We start from the raw sequence: 26,791 nt of genomic DNA on the forward strand, positions 1-26,791 counted from the left end.
CAAAGCCGGCCCCGCGACCCGGCGCGCCGGCCCCGGCCGCGCGCTTGTTCCTTGAAAACCCCGTAAAGGCTATACTTATGGAACGCAGGGGATAGTGCATGACGGACCGGCCTGTAAAGCGCGCTGACGCGACCGGCGGCCCGCCCGACGACGGGGGCGCGCCGGCGCCCGCTCGCGCCCCCAATCCGATCGGCCATTTCGCCAAATTCCTGCTCTATGCGGGGGAGCGATTCGCCCGCGACGGCTGCCCGCAGCGCGCGGCCGGCCTGACTTTCTCGTTTCTGCTGGCGATGGTGCCGCTGCTGGCGGTCAGCTTCGCGATCTTCGCCGCCTTTCCGGCCTACGACGATCTGCAGGCGAAGGTGCAAGACTACATCTTCGAGAATTTCGTACCGCAGGTCGGCGCGGAGGTGCAGAACTACATCACCGACTTCACCGCCCAGACGGGCAAGTTGAGCGCCGTCGGCGTGGTCTTCCTGGCGGTGACCGCCGTTCTGCTGCTGATGAACGTGAACGGGGCGCTGAACCATATCTGGCGGGCGCGCCAGACGCGCGGACTGGTCATGCGCCTCCTCGTCTTCTGGTCGGTGCTGACGCTGACGCCGCTGCTGTTCGGCGCGTCGATCTCCTTGTCCAGCGTGCTGTTCGCCGCCGCCAAGTCCACCGGCGTGGAGACGCTGACGGGCGGCCTCACCCGCTTCGCCTTCGCGCTGCCCTTTCTGTTCCAGGCGGCGGGCTTCACCATCCTGTTCCTGGTGATGCCGAACGCCCCGGTGCGCCGGCGCGATGCGGTGATGGGCGGATTGATCGCCTCTGTGCTGTTGGAGGCGCTGAAGCGCGGCTTCGGCCTCTACATCACCTATTTCCCGACCTACGAGACGATCTACGGCGTCATGGCGACGGTGCCGATCTTCTTGCTCTGGGTCTATCTCAGTTGGATGGTGGTGCTGTTCGGCGCGGAGTTCGCGGCCAGCCTGCCCGAATGGCGCGCCGGCGCCCGACGCATCGGACGCGAGGGGCTCTCCCCCGTCCAGAAGCTCTCCTCCGCGCTCGCCGTGCTGCACGCACTCTCGCGCGGCGCGCGGGCCGGCGAGACGCTCTCCGAACGCCGCCTGACGCAGTCGAGCCATGTCGGGCCGGAGGCGTTGGGCTGGGCGCTGCGCCGGCTGGAGAAGAGGAAATACGTCACCCGCACGGCGCGCGGCGGCTGGTGCCTGAGCCGGGATCTCGAGACGGTGCGGCTGGTCGACCTGTACCGCGACCTCGGCCTCGATCTGGGGCCGCGCATCCCGCCGGTGCATCTGCGCACCGCCTGGGGTCGGCGCTTCGCCCAGGCCGTCGACCGGCTTGAGACGGCCGAGGAAGAAACCATGGAGACGCGCCTCAAGGATCTTCTCGCGCCCCCCGACGTCGGCGACGACCCCGCCCTCGCCCCCGATGCGGAGGGCGAAAACGCCGACGAAACCCCGCGCCGCAGCTTCAACGCCCGCGTGCTGGCCCTGATCGGGCTTGGGACCGTCGGTCAGGCGGGGTGAGGCCGGCCGCGCAGGCCGCTCAAGGCCGAATTGGAGAAAAAACCGCGCGCCTTCGTTGGAAGGGCGCGCGGGTGGGGGTGCGGGTAACAGGGTCTGTAGGGATAAAGGATCAGGCGCTCGCGCCTCAGAGCGGGTAGTCGCGCTCCGGGTCGACGCCCGCTTCGGTTAGGAAGTGGCGAAGCTCCACCACCTCGTCGCGCGGGATGCTGTGCTTGGGGTGCTTGAAGGCGTGCTTCTTGCCGTTGAGGGAGACGGAGATCTTCGAGCCGCTGCGCTCTTCGATCTCGGCCCCCAGCTCGCGCAGAACGCTCTCGACCTGCCCGAAATCGATGTTGTCGTTCATCGGGTGGGAGAACAGCGAATGCAGCACTTTGCGGTGTTTGTGATTCATCGAAACCCTCGATCCGTTTTGGCCTGAATGACCGACGTCCCGACGCTAGAGGGCGTCGGGGCCTCGGTCCTTGATCCGGATCAAGCGGGCGCGGCCTTTTTCGCGTCGGCGTTACGGCTTGTCCAGGCCCGAGCGCTTGCGCACGTCGTAATCGAAGTCCTTCGACCAGTCCTTCACGAAGTCGACCAAGTCCTTGTCCGGCTTGTCGGGCAGCATGACCTTGAGGCGCACGAACTGATCGCCGGCCGCCGCCCCCTTGCGCGCGACGCCCTTGCCGCGCAGGCGCAGCGTGGAGCCGGTGTTGGAGCCGGTGGGCACCGTCACCGCCACCATCCCGTGGATCGTCGGCACCGTGATCTTGGCGCCCAGCACGGCCTCCGACAGCGTCACCGGCACGTCCAGGAAGACGTCGTCGCCGTCGCGTTCGAAGAACCGGTGCGGATCAACCTGCACCTCGACATAGGCGTCGCCGGCCTCGCCGCCGCCCATGCCGGGCATGCCCTGACCTTTGAGGCGCAGGGTCTGTCCGTCGGTCGCCCCGGCGGGGATGCCGACATCGATCGTCTTGCCGTCATAGAGGGTGACCCGTCGCTTGGCGCCGAGCGCGGCGTCGAGGAAGGAGACGCGGATGGAGTAATTGACGTCCTTGCCCTTCATGCGCACGGTCCGCGTGCGCTGACGCCGTGCGCCGGCCCCGAACAGATCGGCGAAGATGTCCTCCGCCGCGCCGGCGCCGAACCCCTCGAAGCCCCCGCCCCCTTGCGGGCCGGCGCCGCGGCGGAAGCCGCCGAAACCGCCCGCCCCGCCGCCGAAGCCGCGGGGGCTGCCGTCGGCGTTGATCTCGCCGCGGTCGTACGCCGCCCGCTTCTCCTTGTCGCCGAGCAGGTGGTAGGCTTGGCTCACCTCCTTGAAGCGCTGCTCGACGATCGGATCGTCAGGGTTAAGATCCGGGTGCAGCTCCTTCGCAAGGCGGCGATAGGCGCTCTTGATCTCCTCGGGCGCGGCGTTCTTCTTCACGCCGAGGGTTTCATAGGGATCCTTCATCTCGGTTCCGACGCTCATGGGTGCTCAACCGTCCCGTTGAAATCGCACGACTGAAATCGCACGACGGGGGCCGCCCGACAACGGCTTTAGGAGTTGACGATCTCCCAGGAGCCGTCGGGCTGGCGGCAGGCGGTGCCGTAGGCTTCCTCGGTCTTGCCGCCGATGGTGACGGTCTGCTGGAACTCCCGGCAGTAGCGGCCGTCGTTGCGCTGATAGGTTTCGACAGGCGTCACGGTGCCCTGCGCGTTGTCGTTCGGGTTGCTCCAGCTGGAGGTCTGGTCGTCCGCCACATGCTCCAGCGTCGCCTGCGTGGTGCGGGCCATCTTCTGGCGGCTGACCTCGTCCATCGTGCGGCCGATTGAGGAGCCGACCAGCCCGCCGAGCACCGCGCCCGCGCCCGTCGCGATCAGCCGGCCGGAGCCGCCGCCGACCTGCGCGCCGAGCAGACCGCCGAGCACGGCGCCGCCGACGCCGCCGAGCGTCTCGTTGGTCCCGCGGTCCTGGGCGCAGCCGGCGAGCGCCAGCCCCGCCGCCACCACGAGCACCGCCGCCTTGCCGAAAATCGTCTTCTGAGCCGTCATCATCGCTCTCCTGAACCGTTGGTCGCCCGTCGGGCCGCGCGTCCGGCCCGAGGCGTCGCTGTCTCCCGCCCGCCCCTCCTCACTCGACGACGCGCGGGATATCGCAGCCTAGCGCAGCCAGCAAGAACCGCGCCAGCCGCCGAGCGATCGTCGACGGCTAAGGCGCGGCCCGCCGGATTGGTCTTTGTCCGAGACCGCGTCAGGCTATATGTAAGCTCGCCAGGGAATATGGCGATTGAAAGGCCGGTTGAAAGACCCGCAACCGGCCCGCACGCGCGAGGCGGAGAGAGCGTTTGATGACTGATTTGAGCGGCCGCGACCCGTTCGAGCTGTTTCAGGAATGGCTGGATGAGGCGAGTGAGAGCGAGCTGAACGACCCCAACGCGATGGCGATTGCGACAGCGGACGCTGAAGGCCGCCCGTCGCTGCGGATGGTGTTGCTGAAGGGTTTCGACGCCGACGGCTTCGTCTTCTACACGAATCTGGAAAGCCGCAAAGGCGCCCAATTGGCGGAGAACGCGAACGCCGCCCTGCTGTTCCACTGGAAGAGCCTGCGCCGGCAGGTGCGCGTCGAGGGACCGGTCGAGCCGGTGACGGCCGAAGAGGCGGACGAGTATTTCGCCAGCCGCGCGCGCGGCAGCCAAGTCGGAGCCTGGGCCAGCGATCAGTCGCGGCCGCTGGAATCACGCTACGCGCTGGAGAAGAAGGTGGCGAGCTTCGGCGCCAAGTTCGGCGTGTCCAAGGTGCCGCGCCCGCCGCATTGGTCGGGCTTTCGAATCAAGCCCCGCCGGATCGAGTTTTGGAAGGACGGCGCCTTCCGTCTGCACGATCGGTTCCTGTTCACGCGCGAGACGCCGGGCGAAGGCCCCTGGACGGTGGACCGGCTTTATCCGTGACGGGCGCGCGCCCAAGCCCCTTCCCTTAACGGGGCCGCGGCCCCACACTCCGCCCATGGCCGATCCGATCAAAAAGCTGCGCGGGATGCGCGGGCGCGAAAGCCGCCTGATGCGCTGGGCGACCTACGCATCGACCGCAACGGCCTTGACGTTGATCGTCGCCAAAACCGGCGCCTGGTTCGCGACCGAGTCGGTGGCGATGCTCTCCAGCCTGATTGATTCATTGCTCGACAGCTTCGCCTCGCTGGTGACGCTGATCGCTGTGCGTCAGGCGCTGACGCCGGCGGACGCCGACCATCGCTTCGGCCACGGCAAGGCGGAGCCGCTGGCGGCGATGATGCAGGCCGGCTTCATCGCCGGGTCGGCCGCGCTCCTGCTGATTGAGGCGATCGACCGGCTGATCGATCCGCAGCCGGTGACGCAGACCGAAATCGGCCTCGCCGTGATGACGCTCTCGGTCGTGCTCACCCTCGCCCTGGTGAGCTTTCAGACCTATGTGGTGCGGCGCTCCAAATCGGTCGCCATTCAGGCCGACAGCGTCCATTACAAGGCGGACCTGCTGGCCAATGTCGGCGTCATGCTGGCGCTCGTCGCAAGCGGCTTCTTCGGACTGACGCTGGTCGATCCGCTGTTCGGGATCGCGATCGCCGCCTATATCCTGAAGGGCGCTTGGGACATTGGGGGCGACGCCTTCAACATGCTGATGGATCGCGAATTGCCGGACGAGGAGCGCGAACGGATCAAGGAGATCGCGCTCGGCTATTCAGGGGTGCTGGGGGTGCATGACCTGCGCACAAGGCGCTCCGGGCCGGACGTCTTCATTCAGATGCATCTGGATTTGAACGGCGCTCTCAGCCTCAATCGCGCGCACACGATCGCGGATGCGGTCGAGAAGGATGTGATGGAGCGGTTTCCGGGCGCGGAGGTCTTCGTCCACCAGGACCCGGTTACGCCGGAGAGCCCGCCCGACGTGACCGACCGCGACCAGGAAGATTCCGCCGGCCTGCGCGCCGTGGCGCATCCGCCGACGCCCGGCCGAGACGATCAGAGCGACGAGGAAGGACGCGAGCGATGAGCGAAGAGACCGACGATCGCAAGACGCTGGTGCTGACCGGCGCCAGCCGCGGCATCGGGCACGCGACGGTGCAGCGGTTCTCGGACGAGAACTGGCGCATCATCACCTGCTCGCGCGAGGACATCCCCGCCCACTGCAAGGCCGATCCGAACTGGACCCATCACATCCCGACCGATCTGGCGGACCCCGCGTCGGTAAAGGCCTTCATCGATCAGGCGAACGAGATCCTGGGCAAACAGCCGGTCCACGCGCTCGTGAATAACGCCGCCATCTCGCCGAAAAGCTCCATGAAGGAGCGGTTAGGCTGCCTCAACGGCGACCTCGATCAATGGCGCAAGGTCTATGAGTTGAACCTGTTCACACCGCTCTCGCTGTGCCGCGGCTTCGCCGCGGCGCTGGGCCGCGCCGGCCGGCTTGAGACCGAGGACGGCAAACGCCCGGGCGCGGCGATCTGCAACATCACCTCGATCGCCGGCCACGCGATCCACCCGTTCGCGGGCTCGGCTTACTCGACCTCCAAGGCGGGACTGTCGGCGCTGACGCGGGAGTTGGCGGTGGAGTTCGCGCAACTCGGCGTGCGGGTCAACGCGGTCGCCCCGGGCGAGATCGAAACGGGCATGATCGGCCCGGAGTACGAGCCCTTGATCCCCCGCATCCCGATGCAGCGCATGGGCGCGCCCGAGGAGGTCGCCGGCGCGGTCTTCCAGCTGTGCAACGCCGATTTCGGATACGTCACCGGTACGGAGATCTTCGTAACCGGCGGGCAGCACGTCTACTAGCGCGGCGCGATCGGCTCAGCCGACGAGGGCGTCCATCTGCGCCTCCAGCCAGGCGAGGCGCTTGTCCGCCTGTTCGACGTCGAAGGCGAGCCATTCGGCCATCGGGCGGTCGGCGTATTCCTTCGCCAACTCGTCAAGCCGCGCGCGCTCCGTACGCACCAGGTCCGCGATCATGTCGAGCTGATCTTCCTGAGCCTCCGGGTCGAGCAGCACGAGAAACCGCATCTTCAGCAGCAGCACCAGCCGGCTCATGTCGTTGAGCGGCGCGCGCAGGACTGCGTCCATGAGCTGATGAAAGTTGCGGCGTCCGGCGTCGGTCACGGCGAACTCGCGGTCCTCGGCGGCGCCGCCGGCGCCGGTCTCCTCCGCCAAGCCCTCGATCAGCAACAGTTCCAGCGAGGATCCCAAGAGGTCGAGCGACGGACCGACGACGCGCGCGGTGAAGAAGCGGATCTCCTCCGCCAGCTCCCCATAGCGGCGCGGGCGCTCCATCAGGCCGCCCAGCGCGGCGAGGCGCACGGCTTCGGTCGGGGTCAGCGAGCGATCGCGAAACATCGGGCGCGGCGTCCTTTCACCGGAAGGTCACAGGCCCAGCGACTGTAACGGGGCGCGCGCCGGGACGCCAGCGTTGCGAACGATTTTCAACTGAACGGCGCCGCCCAAAAGAAAACGGCGCGCGAGGGAGCCTCGCGCGCCGTCTTTCGCCCCGCCGTCGCCGTCGCCGGGCTCAGCCGGGCGAGAGGCCGCGCAGCCGTTCGTTGCGCCGCCGAAGCAGTTCCAGCGTCGTCAGCAGCAGAATCGACAGGGTGATCAGCAGCGTCGCCACCGCAAGGATGGTGGGACTGATCTCCTCTCGAATGCCGGAGAACATCGCCCAAGGAATTGTGCGCTGTTCGACTGAGCCGACGAAGAGCACGACCACCACCTCGTCGAACGAGGTGATGAAGGCGAACAACGCGCCCGAGATCACGCCCGGCAGAATCAGCGGGACGATGACCTTGAAGAACACCGTCGTCGGATGGGCTCCCAGATTGGCGGCCGCGCGGGTCAAGGAATGATCGAAGCCCACCAGCGTCGCCGTCACCGTGATGACGACGAAGGGCGTCCCCAACGCGGCGTGCGCCAGGATCACCCCGACATGGGTCGAGGCGAGCCCGATCCGGCTGTAGAAGAAGTACATGCCGGCCGCCGAGATGATCAGCGGCACGATCATCGGCGAGATCATCAGCGCCATCACCAGCGTCTTGAACGGCATTTCCGACCGGCTGAGGCCAAGCGCGGCCAGCGTGCCGAGCGTGGTCGAGATCAGCGTCGCAAAGATCGCGATCACAAAACTGTTCTGCACCGCGAGCCGCCAGTTGGCGTCCGACCAGAAGTCGACGTACCAGCGCGTCGAAAAGCCGGCCGGGTCGAGCGACAGCATCTCCGGGGTGAAGTTGAAGTACGGCTCCGCGTTGAAGCTGAGCGGCACGATGATGAACAGCGGTCCGATCAGGAAGATGAAGATCAGAGCGCAGATCACGCGGAAGGAGTAGTACCAGGTCTTTTCGACCGGTCCGGCGTAAATCGGTGGCGCCATTGTTCTCTACTCCCCCTTACCCGAGCTTCATGTTGTCGACGCCGACGATCTTGTCGTACAGCAGGAACATAATCATCACGATCCCCAGCAACAGCACGCCAAGCGCCGCCGCCAGACCCCAGTTCTGGGTCGAGCCGCTGATGTACTGCGCGATGAAGTTGGAGATGAAGATGCCGGTCCGGCCGCCGACCAGGTTCGGCGTGATGTAATAGCCGATGGCCAAGATGAAGACCAGAATGCCGCCGGCGCCCATGCCCGCGACCGTGTTCGGCACGTAGACGCGCACGAAGGCGGTCAGCGGATTGGCGCCCAACGACTTCGCCGCGCGCATGTAGCTCGGCGGGATCGTCTTCATCACCGAATAGAGCGGCAGGATCATGAACGGCAGCAGAATGTGCGTCATCGCGATCATCGTGCCGGTTTGGTTGTAGATAAGCTGCAATCGTCCGTCGTCTGACACGAGCCCGATCTTCACCAGGATGTCGTTGATCACGCCCTCCGTCTGCAACAGCGCGATCCAGGACGAGGTGCGCACCAGCAAACTGGTCCAGAAGGGCAGCAGCACCAGGATCATCAACAGGTTGGATAGCCTGAGCGGCAGCGTCGCCATCAGGAACGCGACCGGAAAGCCCAGCAGCAGGCAGAGCCCGGTGATCGCCGCGCTCATCCATAAGGTGCGCCAGAACAGCGGCAGATAGATCTGGCGCTCGTCCGGGACGGCCGTGATGTTCCCCTGCTCGTCGTAGGTCATGTCGACGGCGGCGATGTAGTGGGACAACGTCGTGAAGTCGCTTTCGCGCTTGATCAGGCGCCAGATCTCCGGATCGGCCCAATCCTCGTCGATGTCGAGCAGCGCCTCCTTGTAGGGCGGCTCCAGCCGGTCGGCTCGGCGCTGGGTCTTGCGGAACAGCGAGCTCGCGCCCGGCACCTCGTAGTTCAGGCGCCGCGCCACCCGGCCGATGGTGCGGTTTTCGTAGCCTTCCGCGATGTCCTGGACGATGGCCTCGTAAACGGGTTCCGGCGGCACCGGCTCCGCGTCCGGGTTCCAGCTCTGCACCGCCTGGACCGTACGCGGCAGTTGCTCCGGCACGACCGAATTGTCGATCGATTTGAACAGCATGTCGCCGATCGGCAGGATGAAGGTGATCAGCAGAAACATGAAAAGCGGCGCCGTCAGCAAAAGCGCCGTATTCCGCTTGCGCCGCATCGCGCGCCGAAGGCTGACCTTCAGCGGCACGCCGTCGGCGGTGACCATTTCCTGCTTGCCCGAGCCGGCGTCCTCCTGCCCCCCGATGCGGTCATGTCAGCCTGCGCCATTCTCGTCCGTCTCCCTCGGTGTCGAGGCCGCGGCGCATTCGCCGTCGGACGCGCGGCCCCCGTTCATCGTCGACCCGAAACCGCCCCCGTCGGCCGCCCGGATCTCTTTTCTCCCCTCGGCTCCCGGCTCTTTTGGGCTCAATGCGGCCCGGCCGGCGACGCCTGTCGTCATAAATCGACTAATGCAAAGCAGTCAGGGCGTCCCGCAACGGCTGCCAGTCGACCGGGCGGGGCCCGCGGCGGGTCGACGGGGCGGGCGGCGAAGCCCGCCCCGTCTGAAGACGCCCGCTTTAGGCGTCGCCCGTCTTACTGGGCGAGCCAGGCGTTGAAGCGCTCGTCCATCTCGGCGCCGTTGTCAGCCCACCAGACGTAGTCGAACTGGAGGACGTTCTCGGCGTTCTTCGGATCCGTCGGCATGTGCGGCTTCATGTCGATGCCGAGCTCGGCGTGGTTGCCGACGAGCGGGGCCGAAGACTTACGGGCCGGGCCGTAAGAGATGAACTTGGCCTGATCCGCGAGACGCTGCGTGTCGGTCGCGAAGTAGATGTAGTCCTTGATGACGTCGATCTTCGCGTCCTTCAGCGGGATGGTCCAACCGTCCAGGTCGAACGACTGCCAGTCCCACATCATGGCGATCGGCTGCTTCTCCACCGCGATGGCGTTGAACAGACGACCGTTGTAGGCGGAGGCCATCACGACTTCGCCGTCCGCCAGAAGCTGCGGCGGGCGCGCGCCTTTCGACCACCAGACGGTGTCGGTCTTGACCGTATCGAGGATCGAGAAGGCGCGGTCGACGCCGCCGTCCTCGTCGAGGGCCTCATAGACCTTGTCGCCCGGCACGCCGTCGGAGATCAGCGCCCACTCGAGATTGTTGAGCGGCCGCTGCTGCAGCGAACGCTTGCCCGGGATCTTCTCCAGGTCGAACACGTCGCCGATGGTCTGCGGCGCGGTGTCGACCATGTCCGTGCGATACCCGAAGGTCGTCGAGTAGACGATCTGCGGGATGAAGCAGTCGGTGCCGCCCGGCGACAGCGTGCCCTCGAAGAAGTCCTCCGAGGCGGGCGTGCCGTCCGGCGCCGGCGCCAGCCACTCGTCCGGATCGATCCGGTAGATCAGCCCTTCGTCGCAGGCCGTGATCGAGTCGGACGCGATCATGTCGACGATGTCCCAGGTGACGTTCCCGGACTCGACCTGGGCGCGCAGCTTGGCGAGACCCTCGGCGGCCGAATCGTCGTTCAGGATCGTGACTTCTGGATTCTTCTCCATATACGGCTCGTGGTAAGCCTTCTGCTGGCTTTCCGTATACGCGCCGCCCCAGGAGACGATCGTAAGAGTCGTGTCCGCGGAGGCCCCGGCCGAGGCGGCAACGCCCATGCCGACGGCGACCGCCGTGCTGCGAAGCATCATTTTCATCTTGTTACTCCCTGTTTCACCAGTACCGCCGGGCGCCCTCATGACGATCCGGCAATCCCCCCGAAACGGCAGCCTTGCGAGCGTTCGACCGGGGCGCGGACGCCGGGACGATCGGTGCGGTCAAAGGCCTGACCGCATGCGTCGTCCCGACGCCTTCGCCTAGGCCGGCTGGCCCATCTGGCCGCCGGTTACCGTGCGAGCCAAGCGTTGAAGCGCTCGGCCATCTCCGCCTCGTGGTCGGCCCACCAGACGAAATCGAAGTTCAGAACATTGTCCGCATTGTCCGGATCCGTCGGCATATGCGGCTTCATGTCGATGCCGAGATCGGCGTGCTTGCCGACCAGCGGCGCCGACGACTTACGGGCCGGACCGTACGAGATGTACTTGGCCTGATCCGCGAGACGCTGCGTGTCGGTCGCGAAGTAGATGTAGTCCTTGATGACCTCGAGCTTCTCTTCCTTGTTGGGGATCACCCAACCGTCGAGGTTGTAGGACTGCCAATCCCACATCATGCCGATCGGCTGCTTCTCAACCGCGATGGCGTTGAACAGACGACCGTTGTAGGCCGAGGCCATCACGACTTCGCCGTCGGCGAGCAGCTGCGGCGGGCGCGCGCCCTTCGACCACCAGATCGTCTGGTCCTTGATCTCGCCGAGCTTGGCGAAGGCGCGGTCGATGTTCTCGTCCTCGTCCATCGCCTCGTAGACCTTGTCGCCCGGGACGCCGTCAGCCATCAGGGCCCACTCGATGTTGTTCATCGGGCGACGCTCAAGCGCACGCTTACCCGGATAGGCCTCCATATCGAAGACGTCGCCGATCGAGGTCGGCGCCTCGTCGACCATGTCCGTGCGATAGCCGAAGGTCGTCGAGTAGACGATCTGCGGGATGAAGCAATCGGTGCCGCCGATCGAGAGCGTGCCCTCGAAGAAGTCCTCCGAGGCGGGCGTGCCGTCCGGCGCGGGGGCCAGCCACTCGTTCGGGTCGATGCGATGCACCAGCCCTTCGTCGCAGGCAGCGATCGAATCGGACGCGATCATGTCGACGATGTCCCAGGTGATGTTCCCGGACTCGACCTGGGCGCGCAGCTTGGCGAGACCCTCGGCGGCCGAATCGTCGTTCAGGATCGAGACCTCCGGATTCTTCTCCATGTACGGCTCGTGATAAGCCTTCTGCTGGCTCTCCGTGTAGGCGCCGCCCCAGGACACGATGGTCAGCGTGGTGTCGGCGCTCGCCGCGCCCGCCGCCGTCGCGCTCAGCGCGATCGCAATGGCCGTACTCCGCAACATACTTTTCATTTTAACTCCCCGACGCCCGAACCGGGCGCCTCGTTTACTGAACGGATCGTCCGACGCCGCGCCGAACGCGCGAAACCGACCGTCCGCTTCCGTCAGGGCGACCCGAAAGCTGCGCCCCGACGCTCGATCGCCCCGCCGTCCAAAAGCGTCGCCCCGGCGTCCGCGCGAAGCGGGCTAGGGCGACGCGCAGACGCGCGGGGTCGGCGTCAATCCGGGATGGCCTCATGCGCGGTCGCGTCAAGCGCCCGGCAATCTTCCGTCACCCAGCCGACGGTGGCCTCTTCGCCGACCTTCAGCGCCGCATGACCGTGAGCGTTAGGGATTTTCACGATGAAATCCTCGTTGCCGCTGACCTGCATGCGGGTGCGGATGTGGTCTCCCAGATAAATCAGTTCCTGAACCTTGCCGGTGAGGGCGTTGGTCGCGGCCTCGCCCTCCGGGTCGACGATCACCCGTTCGGGCCGCAGCGAGAGCGTGGTGCGCTCGCCCGCCTTCTCGACATTCACCTGCTTGGCCTTGACCATCTTGCCGGAGCCGTCGAGCTCGACCGTGCAGGTTCCGTCCTTGATTTCCTTGATCGTCCCGTAGAGCCGGTTGTTCTCGCCGATGAAGTAGGCGCAGAACGCGTTGACCGGCTCTTCATAGAGCACGTCCGGCGGGGCCAGCTGTTGAATGATCCCGTCGTCGAACACCGCGATGCGGTTCGACATGGTGAGCGCCTCGGTCTGATCGTGGGTCACGTAGACGACGGAGACGCCGAGATTTTCATGAATGTGCTTGATCTCGTACTGCATCTCCTCGCGGAGGTTCTTGTCGAGCGCGCCCAGCGGCTCGTCCATCAGCACCAGATCCGGCTCGAAGACCAGCGCGCGGGCGACCGCGACGCGCTGCTGCTGACCGCCGGAAAGCTGGCCGGGCCGACGCCCCGCCATCTGCGGCAGCTGCACCATGTCGAGCGCGCGCTTCACCTTGGCTTCGATGTCCGACTTGCTCATCCCGCGCACTTCCAGCGGAAAGGCCAGGTTCTCGGCAACCGTCATGTGCGGGAACAGCGCATAGTTCTGGAACACCATGCCGATGCCGCGCTTGTGCGGCGGCACCTTGTTGATCGGCGTGTCCTTCAGATAGATCTCGCCGTTGGTGGCCGGCTCAAAGCCCGCCAGCATCATCAGGCAGGTGGTTTTGCCGGAGCCCGACGGCCCGAGCATGGTGAGGAACTCACCCGTCTCCACATTCAGGTTGAGATTCTTAACGACGAGCGATTCGCCGTCGTAGCTCTTCTGAACGTTCTCGAATCGGACGATGTAATCGCCCGCGGCGTCGTTTGGCATACGCTCCGCTCGCCCCCTATGTCTCCCGGCCGGCCGGACAGTTCCGACCTATGGCCTGACTTCCCCCGCGCGGGTCCCTTATGGGCCGGACCTCGCGCCGCTCGTCCTCCCGATGCGGTCCGGCGTCGCCGGACCCGTCGGTCGACGCGGCCCCCGAAGACCGTGCGACCGCCGCGCCCGAAGCGCGCTCATCCGCGCCGGACGCTCTCGGGATCGGCCGACCTCGCGTCGGCCTAAACGCCGCCCTTTGCGCTCGGCGGCTGGCGTTCCCCGCGCCGGTTCGGCGCGCCGCCGGACGATCGCCCGCAGCCGACCGCCCAAAAATAGCTCACACAGCGCCCGAGGATCCCAAAGAACGCACTCGCTCCGATCCAAGACGAACCTTGGTCATGCGTTCGAGAAGGCCTCCCACATCGGCGCTGCCTCCTCCCGGACGACAGCCGGCGTTGTGTTGTCGATTGAAAAAACCCTGCCAAACCCTGTTCATACCGGCCGCTGTTTCGCGTTGTTCTTATCGCCGTTTTTTCCCGACGCCTTGTTGTTTCAATGCATCGTTGACCGAAGCCTAGCGCGTTCGCACCCCAAATGTGAAGGATAAAATCCCAACAATCTCAAAGCTTGCGTCGCAACTTTTTACGATTGCGCCATTCAGTCTGCGGTTTTGCGTCACGCCTTCACGCCGCATGCTGCAGGTCGAGGTCGCGCCAGACGTCGCACAAAGCGGCCGTGAGCGCATCCATCTGGGCGTCCGTGTGAAACGGCGTCGGCGTGAGGCGCAGCCGCTCCGTGCCGTGCGCGACGGTCGGATAATTGATCGGCTGGACGTAGATCGCGTGGCGTTCCAACAGCAAATCGGAGGCGCGCCGGCACGCGATCGGGTCGCCCACCAGAACCGGCACGATGTGACATTCGGAGGGCATGACCGGCAGGCCCGCGGCGCGCAGCTTCTGTTTGAGACGCGCGGCCCGCTCCTGATGGCGCGCCCGCAGCTCGGGGGCCTGCTTGACGATCTCGACGCTTTTCAGCGCGCCCGCCGCAACCGCCGGCGGCAGCGCCGTCGTGAAGATGAAGCCGGCGCCGAAGGAGCGGATAAAGTCGATCGTGTTGGCCGAGGCGGCGACATAGCCGCCGATCACCCCGAACGCCTTGGCGAGCGTTCCCTGGATGACGGAGACCCGGTCCATCACGCCCTCACGCTCGGCCACGCCGCCGCCGCGCGGGCCGTACATACCGACCGCATGGACCTCGTCCAGATAGCTGAGCGCGCCGTGCGCCTCGCACACGCTCAGAATCTCGTCCAACGGCGCGACGTCGCCGTCCATCGAGTAGACGCTTTCGAACATGACGAGCTTCGGGCGCGCCGGATCGTCCGCCGCCATCAGGCGGTCCAGGTCGGCGGCGTCGTTATGCTTGAAGATGCGCTTCTCGGCGCGGCTGTGGCGCAGCCCTTCGATCATCGAATTGTGGTTCAGCGCGTCCGAATAGACGATGCAGTCGGGCGTCTTCGCCGCCAGGGTCGAGAGCGCCGTCATGTTCGCGACGTACCCCGACGTGAAGATCAACGCCGCTTGCTTGCCGTGCAGGTCGGCGAGCGCCCGCTCCAGAAGAATGTGCAGATGATTGGTGCCCGAGATGTTGCGGGTCCCGCCGGCGCCGGCGCCGTGCTGGTCGATCGCCGCCTTCATGGCGGCCAGCACCTCGGGGTGCTGGCCCATGCCCATGTAGTCGTTGGAGCACCAGACGGTGACATCCTCGACGGCGCCGTCGGCGTGCCGGCGCGCGCGCGGAAAATCTCCCGCGCACCGCTCCAACTCCGCAAAGATGCGATAGTCGCCGGCGCTCTTAAGGGTCTGCAGCCGCTCGGCGAAAAACTCTTCGAAATTCATACGCGGTCCAACCGTCTGCTTGTCGACACCGCCCAACTTAACGCGCCCGGCCGGACCCGTCGACCGGTGGGGCGGTTGGCCGCAGGGGGCGGTTGGAAGCAGGGGGCGGTTGGAAGCAGGGGCGGTTGGAAGCAGGGGGCGGCGCTCGCCGAACGCCTTCGTGTCACGCCGAGGCGAGGCCCCTCGGCCCGGATCCGTTCCGGGCCGTCGGCGTCACGCGGCCGGCGGCGCCCGACGCCCTTCCCTTCACGCCGCCGCCTGCGACAGCCACGCGGCGGTGTCGTCGAGCGCGCGGCCGAAGCGCTCCAGCAGCTGGTCGATCTCCTCTTCCGAGATCACCAGGGGCGGCGAGAAGGCCACCGCGTCGCCCGGCAACGGACGGACGACAAGCCCGTGATCATGGGCGAGATCGGCGCATTTCAGCGCCACGCCCTGCGACGCCTCAAAGGGCGTCTTGGCCGCCTTGTCGGCGACCAGCTGCACGGCGCCGATCAGACCGACGCCGCGCACCTCGCCGACCAGCGGGTGGCCGGCGAATCGCTCGCGCAGGCCCGCTTGCAGGCGCGGCGCGACCTGCTTCACATGGCTGATGACGTCGCGCTCTTCGTAGATCTTCAAGGTCTCCAGCGCGACGGCCGCGGCGGCCGGGTGGCCGGAATAGGTGTAGCCGTGGCCGAAGGTGCCGATCTTGCCCGAATTGTCGATGACGGCGTCCGAGATCGTCTTGTTCGCCATCACGGCCGAGATGGGCAGATAGGCCGACGACAGCGCCTTGGCGACGCTGACCATGTCGGGGACGATGCCGTAGGTCTCGCAGCCGAACATCTCGCCGGTGCGCCCGAAGCCGCAGATCACCTCGTCCGCGACGAACAGCACGTCGTGCTTCTGCAAGACCTTCTGGATCTTCTCGAAATAGGTCGGCGGCGGGACGATCACCCCGCCCGCCCCCATCACCGGCTCGGCGAAGAAGGCGGCCACGGTCTCCGGCCCCTCCTCCTGGATCATCTGATCCAGCTCCTCGGCGCGCCGCGTCGCGAAGTCCTCCTCGCTCTCGCCCTCATGCGCCTCGAAATAATGGTGCGGACAGCCGGTGTGCAGGATGTTCGCGATCGGCAGGTCGAAGTCCTTGTGGTTCGCCGGCAGGCCGGTGAGGCTCGCGCTCGCCACGGTGACGCCGTGATAGCCCTTGATGCGGGCGATGATCTTCTTCTTCTCAGGCCGGCCGATCGCGTTGTTGTAGTACCAGATCAGCTTGATCGCGGTGTCGTTCGCCTCCGAGCCGGAATTGGCGAAGAAGACCTTGTCCATCGGCCCGTCGTGCGAGGGCGGGCTCATCGCGCACAGCCGTTCCGCCAGTTCGATCGCCGGATCGTGGCTCTTGTGCGCGAAGAGGTGATAGTAAGGGAGCTGGCGCATCTGATGGGCGGCGGCCTCGATCAGCCGCTCCTCGCCGAAGCCGAGCGAGGTGCACCACAGACCCGCCATGCCTTCGAGATAACGCTTGCCGGAATCGTCCGTGACCCAGCAGCCGCCCCCCTTCTGCATGATCAGCGGGCCGCGGTCGCGATGCTTCACGCCGTTGGTGTAGGGGTGCAGCAGATAGCGCACGTCCTTGGCGGCGGGCGAGTTGCCGGGCGCGTCGGCGGGGGCGTCGGTGCTCATGGCGGGTCTCCTAAACGTCACGGTCTATGCGCGACGCTACACCCGGGTCGCCCGGCCCGGCAAGCGGACGCTTGGCCGCGCCGCCCGCCCCTGGCGCGAGAAAACGCCCGTGCTATAACCCCCGTCAAACGACGCTGGGGCGGCGACGGATCGCCCGCGCGAACAGATCGCCATGCGGGGGAGGGACTACGGCCGATGATCGTCGTCTTCGGATCGATCAACATCGACATCGAAATGCAGGTGGAGCGGCTGCCGCGCTCGGGCGAGACGTTGCTGTGCCGCGACTATCTGCTGATCCCCGGCGGCAAGGGCGCGAACCAGGCCCGCGCGGCGGCGCTGACCGGCGCCAAGGTGCGGATGTTCGGCAAGGTTGGCGACGACAGCTTCGCCGACAGCGCGACCGAATATCTGATCGCCGCCAACGTCGATCTGGCGGGCGTCAGCGCCGCCGCCGCCCACACCGGCGTCGCCACCGTCCTGGTGGAGCCGACGGGCGAGAACTGCATCACCGTCGGCGCCGGCGCGAACCTTGAAGCGCGCGCCGATCAGGTGCCGGATTCGGCGCTGACGCCGGAGACGACGCTGCTCCTCCAGATGGAGGTGACGGAGAGCGAGAACTGGCGCCTTGTGGAGCGCGCGAAGAAGCGCGGCGCCCGCGTCATCCTGAACGTCGCCCCCGCCGGCATGGTGCCCGAATCCGTGCTGCAGTCGATCGACGTGCTGGTCGCGAACGAGGTGGAGGGCGCCGCCGTCGCGCGCGAAGTGGGCCTCGAGGTCGCGCCGGCCAGCCGCATTCCCCGCGCGCTCGCCCAGCGCTACGCGCTCACCTGCATCATCACGCTGGGCGGCGCGGGGCTGATCAGCTTCGGGCCGGACGGCGGCTGGTCGGTGCCGGGGCTGCCGATCTCGGCCGTCGACACGACCGGCGCGGGCGACGTCTTCGTCGGCGCGCTGGCCGCCGCCCTCGACCGCGGCGACGACCAGCAGGCCGCCACCCGCTTCGCCGCCGCCGCCGCGGGCTTAAGCTGCCAGAAGGCCGGCACCCAGGCCTCCGCCCCGACGCTGGAGGAGGTCGAAGAGGCCTTGCCCTCCCTGCCCGAGTCGCGGCGGCTGGCGTGATAGGCCAGGATGCGATGGCGAGAAAACGCGTCGGACCCTGATCCTGAGAAGGTCGCCGTGGGCGCGCCGCATTAGGGCTTAGGGTAAAGCCTTGGGGCGGGTGGTTCTTTCAGCGCGCCGCTCACACGTTCAGCAGCAAATTCTCGCGCTCCCAGGAGGAGATCACCTGCTGGTAGAGGTCGTATTCGGTGTTCTTGACCTCGATGTAGGCTTTGGCGAAGCGCTCGCCGAGCGCCTCCTTCAGGGGCTTGGCGTAGTTGAACTTGTAGAGCGCGTCGCCCTGGTGGCGGGGCAGCGAGAAGGCGAACCGGTAGGCGTCGCCTTCGACCGGCTTCTGGGGCTCCAGCTTCTCGGTCAGCCCGAGATAGCCGCAGGCCAGCGTCGCGGCGATCGCGAGGTAGGGATTGGCGTCGGAGCCGGCGACGCGGTTCTCGACGCGCCGCGCTTCCGGCCCGCTTTCCGGCACGCGCAGGCCGACCGTGCGGTTGTCGCGGCCCCAATGGACGTTGATCGGCGCGTCGGAATAGCGCGCGATGCGCCGGTAGCTGTTCACGTTCGGCGCCAACAGCGGCATCGAGGGCGAGAGGTAGCGCTGCAAGCCCCCGATATAATGCAGGAACTGCTTCGATTCCTTGCCCGCCTTGGTGCTGAAAACGTTCCGGCCCGTCTCGATGTCGAGCAACGACTGGTGGACGTGCATCGAGCTGCCGGGCTGATTCTGGTGCGGCTTCGCCATGAAGGTGGCGTGGACGCCGTGCTTGAGCGCCGCCTGCCGCACCAGACGCTTGAACAGGAAGACCTGATCGGCGAGCTCCATCGGATCGCCGTGGTTGAAGTTGATCTCGAGCTGCGCCGCGCCCGCCTCATGGGCCAGCGTGTCGATGTCGATGTCGGCGGCCTCGCAATAGTCGTAGATGTCCTCGACGATCGGGTCGAACTCGTTCGCCGCCTCGATGCCGTAGGCTTGGCGGCCGGATTCCTGGCGGCCGGAAAGCCCGATCGGCGGCTCCAGCGGGTAGTCCGGATCGACGTTCTTCTTCACCAGATAGAATTCGAGTTCCGGCGCGACGACGGGCTTAAGCCCCTTCTTGGCGAACAGCTCGACCACCCGGCGCAGCACCGCGCGCGGGGCGTAGTCGACCGGTTTGTCGTTCAGATAGACGGCGTCGCACACCACCTGCGCCACCGGCGTCGGATACCAGGGCACCAGTCTTATCGTGCCCGGGTCGGGCTTCAGATAGACGTCGAGGCTCTGGTCGCTCGCCACCTCCGTCTCCTGGACGAAGTCGCCCGTCACCGTCTGGATGAAGACGCTGTCGGGCATGCGCAGATCGCGCCCGCCCAGACCCTTCACGAATTTCGCGCAGGGCAGGATCTTGCCCCGCGCGATGCCGGCCATATCCGGCACAAGACATTCGACCTCGTCGATCGTGCGCGACGTCACCCATTCCGCCAATTCTTCGTTCGTCATGTTCCCCTGCCAGCGAACCCCGAAGCGCGAAGCCCTTCGAGCGCCCGCCATTTTGAAATTGTGATCACATTTCTATTGCCTATACTCCCGCCCCGCAACCGGCGCGAACGATAGCGCGGGAATGAAACGGGGTCGACGATGACCGAACGGCTGACAAAGGCGGAGGTCGACGCCTTCCTCGAGGACCATCCGGACCTCAAGGGCGTCGACATGCTGCTGCCCGACATGTGCGGGATCTTGCGCGGCAAGCGCATCGGGGCGGAGGCGCTGGACAAGCTCTACGAGAAGGGCGTGCAGATGCCCGGCTCGACCTATTTGCTCGACGCCACCGGACAGAACTGCGAGACGCTGGTCTACGGCACCAGCGACGGCGACCCCGACTATCCCTGCTTCGGCGTCGCAGAGACGCTGAAGCCGGTGCCCTGGGCCTCGCAGCCGACGGGCCAGGTGATCGCCACCATGCTGGACGCCGAGGGCGAACCTTTTTTCGCCGATCCGCGTCAGGTGCTGACCCGCGCCGCGCAGCCGCTGAAGGACATGGGCCTGACGCCCGTCGTCGCGATCGAGCTGGAGTTCTACCTGATCGACGCGGAGTTCGACGCGACGGGCCGACCGCAACCGGCGCGTCCGCCCGCGCCGGCGCAGCGCCAATCGACGACGCAGGTCTACGGCATCGAGGAGCTGTACGACTTCGAAGCCTTCCTGATCGACGTCGAGACCGCCTGCCAAGCCCAGAATGTCCCGGCCGACACCGCGACCAGCGAATACGCGCCCGGCCAGTACGAGATCAACCTTCATCACGTCGCCGACGCGGTGGACGCCTGCGACGACGCGCTGATGCTGAAGCGCCTGATCAAGGGCGTCGCGCGCAAGCACGGCATGACGGCGAGCTTCATGGCGAAGCCCTTCGAGGAGCTGGCCGGCTGCGGCCTGCACGTCCATGTCAGTCTGGTCGACGAGGCCGGCCGCAACATCTTCGGGGCGGACGCACGCGACGAGGAGACCGGCCTGCCCGTCGCGCCCGCGCTGAAGCACGCGATCGCCGGCCTGAAAGCCACGATGCCGGAGGCGATGGCGATCTTCGCGCCCAACGCCAATTCCTACCGCCGCTTCCAGGCGAACTCCTATGCGCCGATCAACACCGCCTGGGGCGTCGACAACCGCACGGTCAGTCTGCGCATCCCGCGGGCGGAGAAGCGGGACATGCGGGTCGAGCACCGCGTCGCCGGCGCGGACGCCAACCCCTATCTGACCGTCGCGGCCGTGCTGGCGGGTCTGCATCACGGCATCGCGAACCAGCTCGACCCCGGCCCGATCGAGCGCGAGAACGCCTACGACAAACCGCCTTCGGGCCTGCCGCTTCGCTGGTGGCAGGCGCTGCTGCGGATGGATGAGGGCGAGATCCTGCCGCGCTATATCGGCGAGCATTATCGCGACTGCTATGTCGCCGCGCGCAGCTTCGAGAACGACAACTTCGCCGCCCACATCCCGGCGCTGGACTACAACTGGTATCTGCGCACCGTCTAGGCGACGCGTCGCATCCCGTCCATCATCCAGAGGTTTCTAAATGGCCCTCGATCAGACCCGTCCGTCCTATTATCAGGCGACCTGCAACGACGAGACCCGCCATCCGGCCCTCACCGGCGAGATCAAGGCGGACGTCGTGGTGATCGGCGCCGGCTACACCGGCCTGTCGGCCGCGCTGGAATTGGCCGAGGCCGGGATGGACGTGGTCGTGCTGGAGGCGGAGACCGTCGGCTACGGCGCCTCGGGACGCAACGGCGGGCACGTCTGTCCGGACTTCAACAAGTCCATGAGCTATCTCGAGAAGCATATCGGCCGCGACATGGCGCAGATCGCCTGGGATCTCGGCCAGGAGACCACGCGTCTGGTCGGCGAGCGGGTCGAGAAGTACGAGATCGATTGCGACCTCACCTGGGGCTATCTGCACGCGGCCGACAAGAAAAGCCATGTCGAGGATCTGAAGGCCCATCGCGACGAGGCCGCCGCCTGGGGCTATGACGGCCAGACCCTGATCGAGGGGGCGGATCTGCGCGCGCGCCTCGGCACGGAGCGCTATCACGCCGCGCTGCACGATCCGCGCGCGGGCCACCTCCACCCGCTCAACTTCTGCAGGGGCCTCGCCCGCGCGGCGACGGCCGCCGGCGCGCGGATCTTCGAGAACAGCCGCGTCGTGACGCTGGAGACCGGCGAAGCCGGCGGCACCGTGCGGGCGACCACGGCGGACGGGACGGTCGCCGCGGACTTCATGGTGCTGGCCGGCAACGCCTATCTGCAGGAGACGCAGCCGTTCCTGTTCCGCCGGCTGATGCCGGTCGGCTCCTACATCGTGGCGACGGAGCCCTTGGGCGACAACATGGCGCGCGAGCTGATCCGCGACCGGGAGGCGGTGGCCAACATGCGCCACATCGTCGACTACTATCGCCTCTCGGCCGACAACCGCATGCTCTACGGCGGGCGGGCGACCTATTCCGGGCTCGATCCGAAGGATCTCGCCGGCTTCGTACGCCCGCGCATGCTGGACGTCTTCCCGCAACTGTCAGAATCGAAGATCGACTACGCCTGGGGCGGTTATATCGGCATCACGATGGACCGCATGCCGCATGTCGGGCGGCTCGGACAGCGCTGCTACTTCTCCCAGGGCTATTCCGGCCACGGGCTCGCGCTCTCGAACCTCTGCGGCAAGCTCCTGGCCGAGGCGATCCGCGGCCAGCAGGAACGCTTCGACGTCATGGCCGCCGTCAAGCACCCGATCTTCCCCGGCGGGCGCTTCCGCACCCCGCTCCTGTCGCTGGGGATGCTGTGGTACCGGCTGCAGGATGCGTTGGCGTAACGCAATCGATTCGCTCCTACACGCCGCGTTATGCTCGCGCGCCGGGTTCTTCGCCCATAGGTAACTTTACCATCGGTTTAACATCGCCGCGTCGGCATATTCAGGTATGCTATTTTTGGGGGTTATGCTTGCATATCGCTACTTAAAATAAACCCCGCGGATAGGCTCTTCCTCCCCAACTCATGGGGAAAAGAAACAGGAGGAAGAGCATGCAGTACGATCCGATGGATTTGGCCGATTTCGTCGCGCGGCGACGCGAGGAATTGCGGGCGCTGGGCCTCGTCGTGGAGACCCGGCGCGACTTCGAGACGCTTTACGATCTGGACTTGCCGGGCAAGGCGCTGTCGCCGATGTTCTCGCCCCGGCATTACGATTTGCTGGAGGAAAAGGCGCGCTGGATCTGCGGGCGGATGGGCGAGACGGTCGTCCACGTTCAGGCGGTGCGCCTGATCGAGACCGGCGAAGCCTCCGCCGAGCGGGCGCTGGGGTGCGAGTTCGCCCGCCTGTTCGGCAAGCCGAGCTATCCGCCCGGGCGCATCGCTGACGCGTTGGAGGCGATGCGCGGGCGCGCGGTCTATCACGGCGATCTATGGTGCGACGCCCGGCTGCGCGGAACCGGCGCGGGCGAGCGGCTGGGCGCGCTCGGGGTCGCGCTGGCGATGCTGACCTTCGACCCGGATCACGTCTTCGGCTTCATGGAGCAGCCGTTGGCGGGGAAAGGCTTCTTCTTCCGAGAGGGGTATTTCAACATCGAACCGCTGGGCGCGGGGTGGCGGCGCGGCGCGCCGTTCTTGCTGGAAAGCGATTGGCTGGTCTACGCAGGCCGCGAGACCTTGCGCAAGCTGATCGCCCGGGACGCTCAGCTGAACCGGGTCAGGCAGGCGACCACCCGTTTGGAGCCCAGCGTCATCGGGAACACCATTTGATAATAGGAGACGATGTGCTTCAAGCCGTCCACGGTGAGGCCGGCGGTCACCCGCTGGCTCACCGGACGGCCGCTGACCGCAACATGGTGATAGGCCATCTGGACGGTGCGCTCGAACGCCTCGTCGGACAGACCGGGCTCGCCGACCAGGCCGGCCGCAAAGTCGCGACCGAAAAGTTCGCTGGTGGTGGAGTTCGCCCCGCAATGGAGATAGGGGCACCCGTCGCGCATCGGCGCGAAGATCTGCAGCCGGTCCAGCAGCGCCTCAAACCGCTTGGGCTGCTGGCCGGCGTGCCCGCCCAGGCGATGAAAATCGATCGCCGGCTGGAAGATCGAATTCCGACCCGCCAGATCGTCCAGAGTGAGGGTTTCGATGCGCACGCCCACGTTTCGGCCCGCCTTTTCCTTCGCCCGCGTTCAGCTCTCGCCGACTGCGCGACGCCCGTCCGCCCGTTCCTGCAGCATGGCCGCAACGGTTCGGATATAGCGCAGCGCCCGGTCGAGATCGGCGCCCGAAATCCTCTCCAGATCGTCCGCGCCGATGGTCTCGCGCAGCCAATAGGTCAGCAACAATTCGGCGTGGGCCGCGCGCGCGGTCTCCTGCACGATGACGCGCTTGCGGGCGTCGGAAACGCCGACTCGATCGGTCATCAACCGGGTGATTTGTCGCTCCAGATATTCAGCCCGCCGACTCATAGGTCCACCACCTGGGGTTTGTTTCCCCTAGTATCGGCCCTCTGGGGCGGGATGATCAAGCGCTGCGCCGATAAATTGTTGAAAATACTCCTTTTTGGCGAGCCGCCTTCGGAAATGCGCCAATAGTGCGAGGGGCGCCCGCGCGGTGCGCGGGCGCCCCTGCCGGGCCAGGTCGCGCCGCCCCTTGCCGGGGGGCGGGCGGGCCTGCGATCAGCCGTCCGCGCGCAGCCGCTCGTTATCGGGGTCGAACGGGCTCTCGTCGATCACGACGCATTTGTGCAGGGTGCGCAGGATGTCGATCTCGAGCTCCGTGCCGACCTCGGCGAGGCTCGGCCGGACCATCGCGAGGACCAGCGACTTGCCCGTACGGAAGCCGTAATTGCCCGAGGTGGCGCGGCCGACCAACTCCCCGTCCTTGTAGATCGGGTTGGAGCCGAGCGCGTCGGCGGGACTTTCGCCGTCGCCGTAGCCGTCCGAGTCGCGCTTGACCAGCCCTTCGCCGTTCGGGCCGATCGGCGGGACGTCGGTCACCTCCAGCGTCACGAACTGGTTGGCGAAGCCCTTTTCCCGCCAGCGGGAGAGCGCGTCGCGGCCCAGGAACTCGCCCTTGTTGAGATGCACGAAGCGATCGAGGCCGCTTTCCAGCGCCGCGTACTCGATCGACAGCTCCTTGCCCGGCAGGCGGTAGCTCTTCTCGATGCGCATCGAGTCCATCGCCCGGATGCCGAAGGGCTTCACGCCGAGGTCGGCCCCCGCCTCCATCAGCGCGTCGAAGATGGTGAGCTGATACTCGATCGGGTGGTGCAGCTCCCAGCCCAGCTCGCCGACAAAGTTCACGCGCATCGCCCGGCAGGGCGCCATCGCGACGTCGATGTCCTGCGCCGACAGCCATGGGAAGGCCTTGTTCGAGAAATCGACGCGCGGGGCGACGCGCTTCATCAGCTCGCGCGCCTTGGGTCCGGCGACCACCAGGACGCCCATCGCGCCGGTGAGGTTCTCGAAGCGGACCGAGCCGTCCTTCGGCATGTGCTTCCACAGCCAGTCATGGTCGAGCCGCTGGAACGCCCCGGCCGAGACCAGATAGAAGCTGGGATCGCCGTAGCGGTCGACGCCTTCGCGCATGATGGTGAATTCGGAATGCACGCCGCCGCCCGGCGAGAGCGAGTGCGCCAGCGCGACGCGCCCCACCTTCTTCGGGATCTTGTTGGCGACGAAATGATCGAGGAACGCCTCCGCTCCGGGACCCGAGACGCGCGCCTTCGCGAAGGCGGTCATGTCGAGGACGCCGACATTCTCGGTGACGTTCAGACACTCCTTGCGCACGCTTTCCATGTAGCGCGAGCGACGGAAGGAGTAGTCGTCCTCCTGGGCCTCGCCGTCGGTCGCGAAGAAGTTCGCACGCTCCCAGCCGAAGGCCTGGCCGAAGACGGCGCCCATCGCCTTCAGGCGATCGTAGACCGGCGATTTGCGCAGCGGCCGGGCGGCCGGGCGCTCTTCGTCCGGGAAGTGATTGATGAAGACGTGGGCGTAGGCCTCCTCCGCCTTGGTGATGAGGTAGCCCTTGCTGACGTAGTCGCCGAACCGCCGCGGATCGACGCCCAGCATGTCGATCGAGGGCTCGCCCTCGACAATCCATTCGGCGAGCTGCCAGCCGGCCCCGCCGGCGGCCGTGATGCCGAAGCTGTGCCCTTCGGATAGCCAGAAGTTCGGCACGTCCCAGGCCGGGCCGACGATCGGGTTGCCGTCCGGCGTGTAGGCGATGGCGCCGTTGTAGACCTGCTTCACGCCCACTTCGCCGAAGGCGGGGACGCGCATCATGGCGTGCTCGATATGCGGCTCCAGGCGCTCCAGATCCTCCTGGAAGAGCTCGTATTCGCAATCCTCGCTCGGCCCGTCGACGTAGCAGGCGGGCGCGCCGTGCTCATAGGGGCCGAGGATCAAGCCGCCGCGCTCCTCGCGCATGTACCATTCGCCGTCGGAGCCGCGCAGCACGCCCATCTCGGGCAGCCCCTGCTCCTTGCGTTTCAGGATCTCGGGATGGGCGTCGGTGACGATGTACTGGTGCTCGACCGGCATCACGGGGATGTCGAGGCCGATCATCTTGCCCGTCTGGCGCGCGAACGAACCGGTGGCGCTCACCACATGCTCGCAGGTGATGTCGCCCTGGTCGGTCTTCACGACCCACTCGCCGGACGGCGTGCGCTCGAAGCCGGTGACGCAGGTGTTGCGGTAGATCTCCGCGCCCCGGGCGCGCGCGCCCTTGGCGAAGGCCTGGGTCAGGTCCGCCGGCTGGATGTAGCCGTCCTCCGGATGGCGGATCGCGCCGACCAGCCCCTCGGTCGACATCAGCGGCCAGATCTCCTGGACCTCCTCCGGCGTCATGAAGTCGACCTTCACGCCGATCGTCTCGGCGACGCCGGCGTACTGGCGATACTCGTCCATCCGGTCCTGATTTTCCGCGAGCCGGATGTTGGAGACGACGGAGAAGCCGACGTCCTGGCCGGTCTCCTCCTGAAGCTCGTGGTACATCTTGACGGAGTACTTGTGGATCTGCCCCACCGAGTAGCTCATGTTGAACAGCGGCAGCAGACCGGCCGCGTGCCAGGTGGAGCCGCTCGTCAGCTCCTTGCGCTCGACCAGGACGACGTCGCTCCAACCCTTCTTGGCCAGATGATAAAGGGTCGAGACCCCGACGACGCCGCCGCCGACCACCACCACACGCGCATGTGACTTCATTGCTGTTCCGCTCCCCGAGCCTGCGGCGCCTCAGGGCGAGGCGATGAAACCGCAGTCGTCCGCCAGATATGGGACTTCGGCCGAAGCGTCTCTCCGACCGCGATATCGGCGGCACAATGAAACGGGGTCAACCGGCTCGCTTGCCGATGTGCGACGGGCGATTGGCGTTTTCGCGCCGCCCGCCGCCGCCGCGACGCTCCGCCGCA

23 protein-coding genes are annotated in these 26,791 nt (G+C 66.7%); 8 read left to right on the plus strand and 15 right to left on the minus strand.

Features of this window, described 5'->3' with window-relative positions:
* Window positions 1-98 precede the first annotated feature (98 nt).
* Window positions 99-1,535 (plus strand): YihY family inner membrane protein, encoded by a 1,437-nt coding sequence (locus RIB45_RS09160; RefSeq protein ID WP_350049957.1) that lies wholly within the window; start codon window positions 99-101, stop codon window positions 1,533-1,535.
* Window positions 1,536-1,659: 124 nt separating this feature from the next.
* Here RIB45_RS09160 and RIB45_RS09165 read toward each other — a convergent pair whose 3' ends face one another.
* The 3 genes from RIB45_RS09165 to RIB45_RS09175 form a co-directional block, all read right to left on the minus strand.
* Window positions 1,660-1,926: a hypothetical protein gene (locus RIB45_RS09165; RefSeq protein WP_350049958.1), complete on the minus strand. Its 267-nt coding sequence runs from the start codon at window positions 1,924-1,926 to the stop codon at window positions 1,660-1,662.
* Window positions 1,927-2,037: 111 nt separating this feature from the next.
* On the minus strand, window positions 2,038-2,988 hold the full coding sequence (locus RIB45_RS09170; protein WP_350049959.1) for a DnaJ C-terminal domain-containing protein: 951 nt from the start codon (window positions 2,986-2,988) through the stop codon (window positions 2,038-2,040).
* A 68-nt stretch (window positions 2,989-3,056) separates the two neighbouring features.
* Window positions 3,057-3,551: an RT0821/Lpp0805 family surface protein gene (locus RIB45_RS09175; RefSeq protein ID WP_350049960.1), complete on the minus strand. Its 495-nt coding sequence runs from the start codon at window positions 3,549-3,551 to the stop codon at window positions 3,057-3,059.
* A 296-nt stretch (window positions 3,552-3,847) separates the two neighbouring features.
* On the opposite strand from RIB45_RS09175, the gene pdxH reads away from it, so the two are divergent.
* Genes pdxH through RIB45_RS09190 form a run of 3 tightly spaced genes read left to right on the plus strand, consistent with a single transcriptional unit; the run spans window position 3,848 to window position 6,301 of the window.
* Complete coding sequence (pdxH, locus tag RIB45_RS09180; RefSeq protein ID WP_350049961.1) at window positions 3,848-4,447, plus strand: pyridoxamine 5'-phosphate oxidase; 600 nt, start codon at window positions 3,848-3,850, stop codon at window positions 4,445-4,447.
* 55 nt (window positions 4,448-4,502) lie between these two features.
* Window positions 4,503-5,522: a cation diffusion facilitator family transporter gene (locus RIB45_RS09185; RefSeq protein ID WP_350049962.1), complete on the plus strand. Its 1,020-nt coding sequence runs from the start codon at window positions 4,503-4,505 to the stop codon at window positions 5,520-5,522.
* Window positions 5,519-6,301, plus strand: a complete 783-nt coding sequence (locus RIB45_RS09190; RefSeq protein ID WP_350049963.1) for an SDR family NAD(P)-dependent oxidoreductase — start codon at window positions 5,519-5,521, stop codon at window positions 6,299-6,301. The genes RIB45_RS09185 and RIB45_RS09190 overlap by 4 nt, the downstream gene beginning before the upstream one ends.
* A gap of 15 nt (window positions 6,302-6,316) precedes the next feature.
* On the opposite strand, the gene RIB45_RS09195 is transcribed toward RIB45_RS09190, so the two are convergent.
* The 8 genes from RIB45_RS09195 to RIB45_RS09230 form a co-directional block, all read right to left on the minus strand.
* Window positions 6,317-6,856: a hypothetical protein gene (locus tag RIB45_RS09195; protein WP_350049964.1), complete on the minus strand. Its 540-nt coding sequence runs from the start codon at window positions 6,854-6,856 to the stop codon at window positions 6,317-6,319.
* Window positions 6,857-7,028: 172 nt separating this feature from the next.
* A complete protein-coding gene (locus RIB45_RS09200; protein WP_350049965.1) occupies window positions 7,029-7,880 on the minus strand; it encodes an ABC transporter permease in 852 nt (283 codons plus the stop codon).
* 16 nt (window positions 7,881-7,896) lie between these two features.
* Window positions 7,897-9,135 carry an ABC transporter permease gene (locus tag RIB45_RS09205; protein WP_350049966.1) on the minus strand — a complete coding sequence of 413 codons (1,239 nt, stop codon included), beginning with the start codon at window positions 9,133-9,135 and terminating at the stop codon, window positions 7,897-7,899.
* Between the two features lie 368 nt (window positions 9,136-9,503).
* Window positions 9,504-10,610 (minus strand): extracellular solute-binding protein, encoded by a 1,107-nt coding sequence (locus RIB45_RS09210; RefSeq protein ID WP_350049967.1) that lies wholly within the window; start codon window positions 10,608-10,610, stop codon window positions 9,504-9,506.
* Window positions 10,611-10,798: 188 nt separating this feature from the next.
* The gene (locus RIB45_RS09215; RefSeq protein WP_350049968.1) at window positions 10,799-11,905 is read right to left on the minus strand and encodes an extracellular solute-binding protein; all 1,107 of its coding nucleotides are present in this window, start codon (window positions 11,903-11,905) and stop codon (window positions 10,799-10,801) included.
* Window positions 11,906-12,111: 206 nt separating this feature from the next.
* Complete coding sequence (locus RIB45_RS09220) at window positions 12,112-13,236, minus strand: ABC transporter ATP-binding protein (protein ID WP_350049969.1); 1,125 nt, start codon at window positions 13,234-13,236, stop codon at window positions 12,112-12,114.
* A 674-nt stretch (window positions 13,237-13,910) separates the two neighbouring features.
* Window positions 13,911-15,122: a 5-aminolevulinate synthase gene (hemA, locus tag RIB45_RS09225; protein WP_350049970.1), complete on the minus strand. Its 1,212-nt coding sequence runs from the start codon at window positions 15,120-15,122 to the stop codon at window positions 13,911-13,913.
* Window positions 15,123-15,368: 246 nt separating this feature from the next.
* Window positions 15,369-16,784 (minus strand): aspartate aminotransferase family protein, encoded by a 1,416-nt coding sequence (locus RIB45_RS09230; protein WP_350049971.1) that lies wholly within the window; start codon window positions 16,782-16,784, stop codon window positions 15,369-15,371.
* 195 nt (window positions 16,785-16,979) lie between these two features.
* Between RIB45_RS09230 and RIB45_RS09235 the strand changes: the two genes are divergently transcribed.
* Window positions 16,980-17,903 (plus strand): ribokinase, encoded by a 924-nt coding sequence (locus RIB45_RS09235; protein WP_350049972.1) that lies wholly within the window; start codon window positions 16,980-16,982, stop codon window positions 17,901-17,903.
* Between the two features lie 121 nt (window positions 17,904-18,024).
* Here RIB45_RS09235 and RIB45_RS09240 read toward each other — a convergent pair whose 3' ends face one another.
* Window positions 18,025-19,374, minus strand: a complete 1,350-nt coding sequence (locus RIB45_RS09240) for a glutamine synthetase family protein (protein ID WP_350049973.1) — start codon at window positions 19,372-19,374, stop codon at window positions 18,025-18,027.
* A gap of 138 nt (window positions 19,375-19,512) precedes the next feature.
* Between RIB45_RS09240 and RIB45_RS09245 the strand changes: the two genes are divergently transcribed.
* The 3 genes from RIB45_RS09245 (at window position 19,513) to RIB45_RS09255 (ending at window position 23,154) form a co-directional block, all read left to right on the plus strand.
* Window positions 19,513-20,901 (plus strand): glutamine synthetase family protein, encoded by a 1,389-nt coding sequence (locus tag RIB45_RS09245; protein WP_350049974.1) that lies wholly within the window; start codon window positions 19,513-19,515, stop codon window positions 20,899-20,901.
* A 40-nt stretch (window positions 20,902-20,941) separates the two neighbouring features.
* The gene (locus tag RIB45_RS09250) at window positions 20,942-22,228 is read left to right on the plus strand and encodes an NAD(P)/FAD-dependent oxidoreductase (RefSeq protein ID WP_350049975.1); all 1,287 of its coding nucleotides are present in this window, start codon (window positions 20,942-20,944) and stop codon (window positions 22,226-22,228) included.
* 209 nt (window positions 22,229-22,437) lie between these two features.
* A complete protein-coding gene (locus RIB45_RS09255; RefSeq protein WP_350049976.1) occupies window positions 22,438-23,154 on the plus strand; it encodes a hypothetical protein in 717 nt (238 codons plus the stop codon).
* Here the strand turns inward: RIB45_RS09255 and RIB45_RS09260 are convergent.
* From RIB45_RS09260 to RIB45_RS09270, 3 genes are all read right to left on the minus strand, one after another.
* On the minus strand, window positions 23,088-23,540 hold the full coding sequence (locus tag RIB45_RS09260; protein WP_350049977.1) for a hypothetical protein: 453 nt from the start codon (window positions 23,538-23,540) through the stop codon (window positions 23,088-23,090). The genes RIB45_RS09255 and RIB45_RS09260 overlap by 67 nt on opposite strands.
* A gap of 30 nt (window positions 23,541-23,570) precedes the next feature.
* Window positions 23,571-23,804 (minus strand): hypothetical protein, encoded by a 234-nt coding sequence (locus RIB45_RS09265; protein WP_350049978.1) that lies wholly within the window; start codon window positions 23,802-23,804, stop codon window positions 23,571-23,573.
* A gap of 255 nt (window positions 23,805-24,059) precedes the next feature.
* On the minus strand, window positions 24,060-26,585 hold the full coding sequence (locus RIB45_RS09270; RefSeq protein WP_350049979.1) for a GcvT family protein: 2,526 nt from the start codon (window positions 26,583-26,585) through the stop codon (window positions 24,060-24,062).
* Window positions 26,586-26,791: the final 206 nt, after the last annotated feature.

The organism is Marivibrio sp., from assembly GCF_040218065.1.
Classification (GTDB): domain Bacteria; phylum Pseudomonadota; class Alphaproteobacteria; order UBA8366; family Aestuariispiraceae; genus Marivibrio.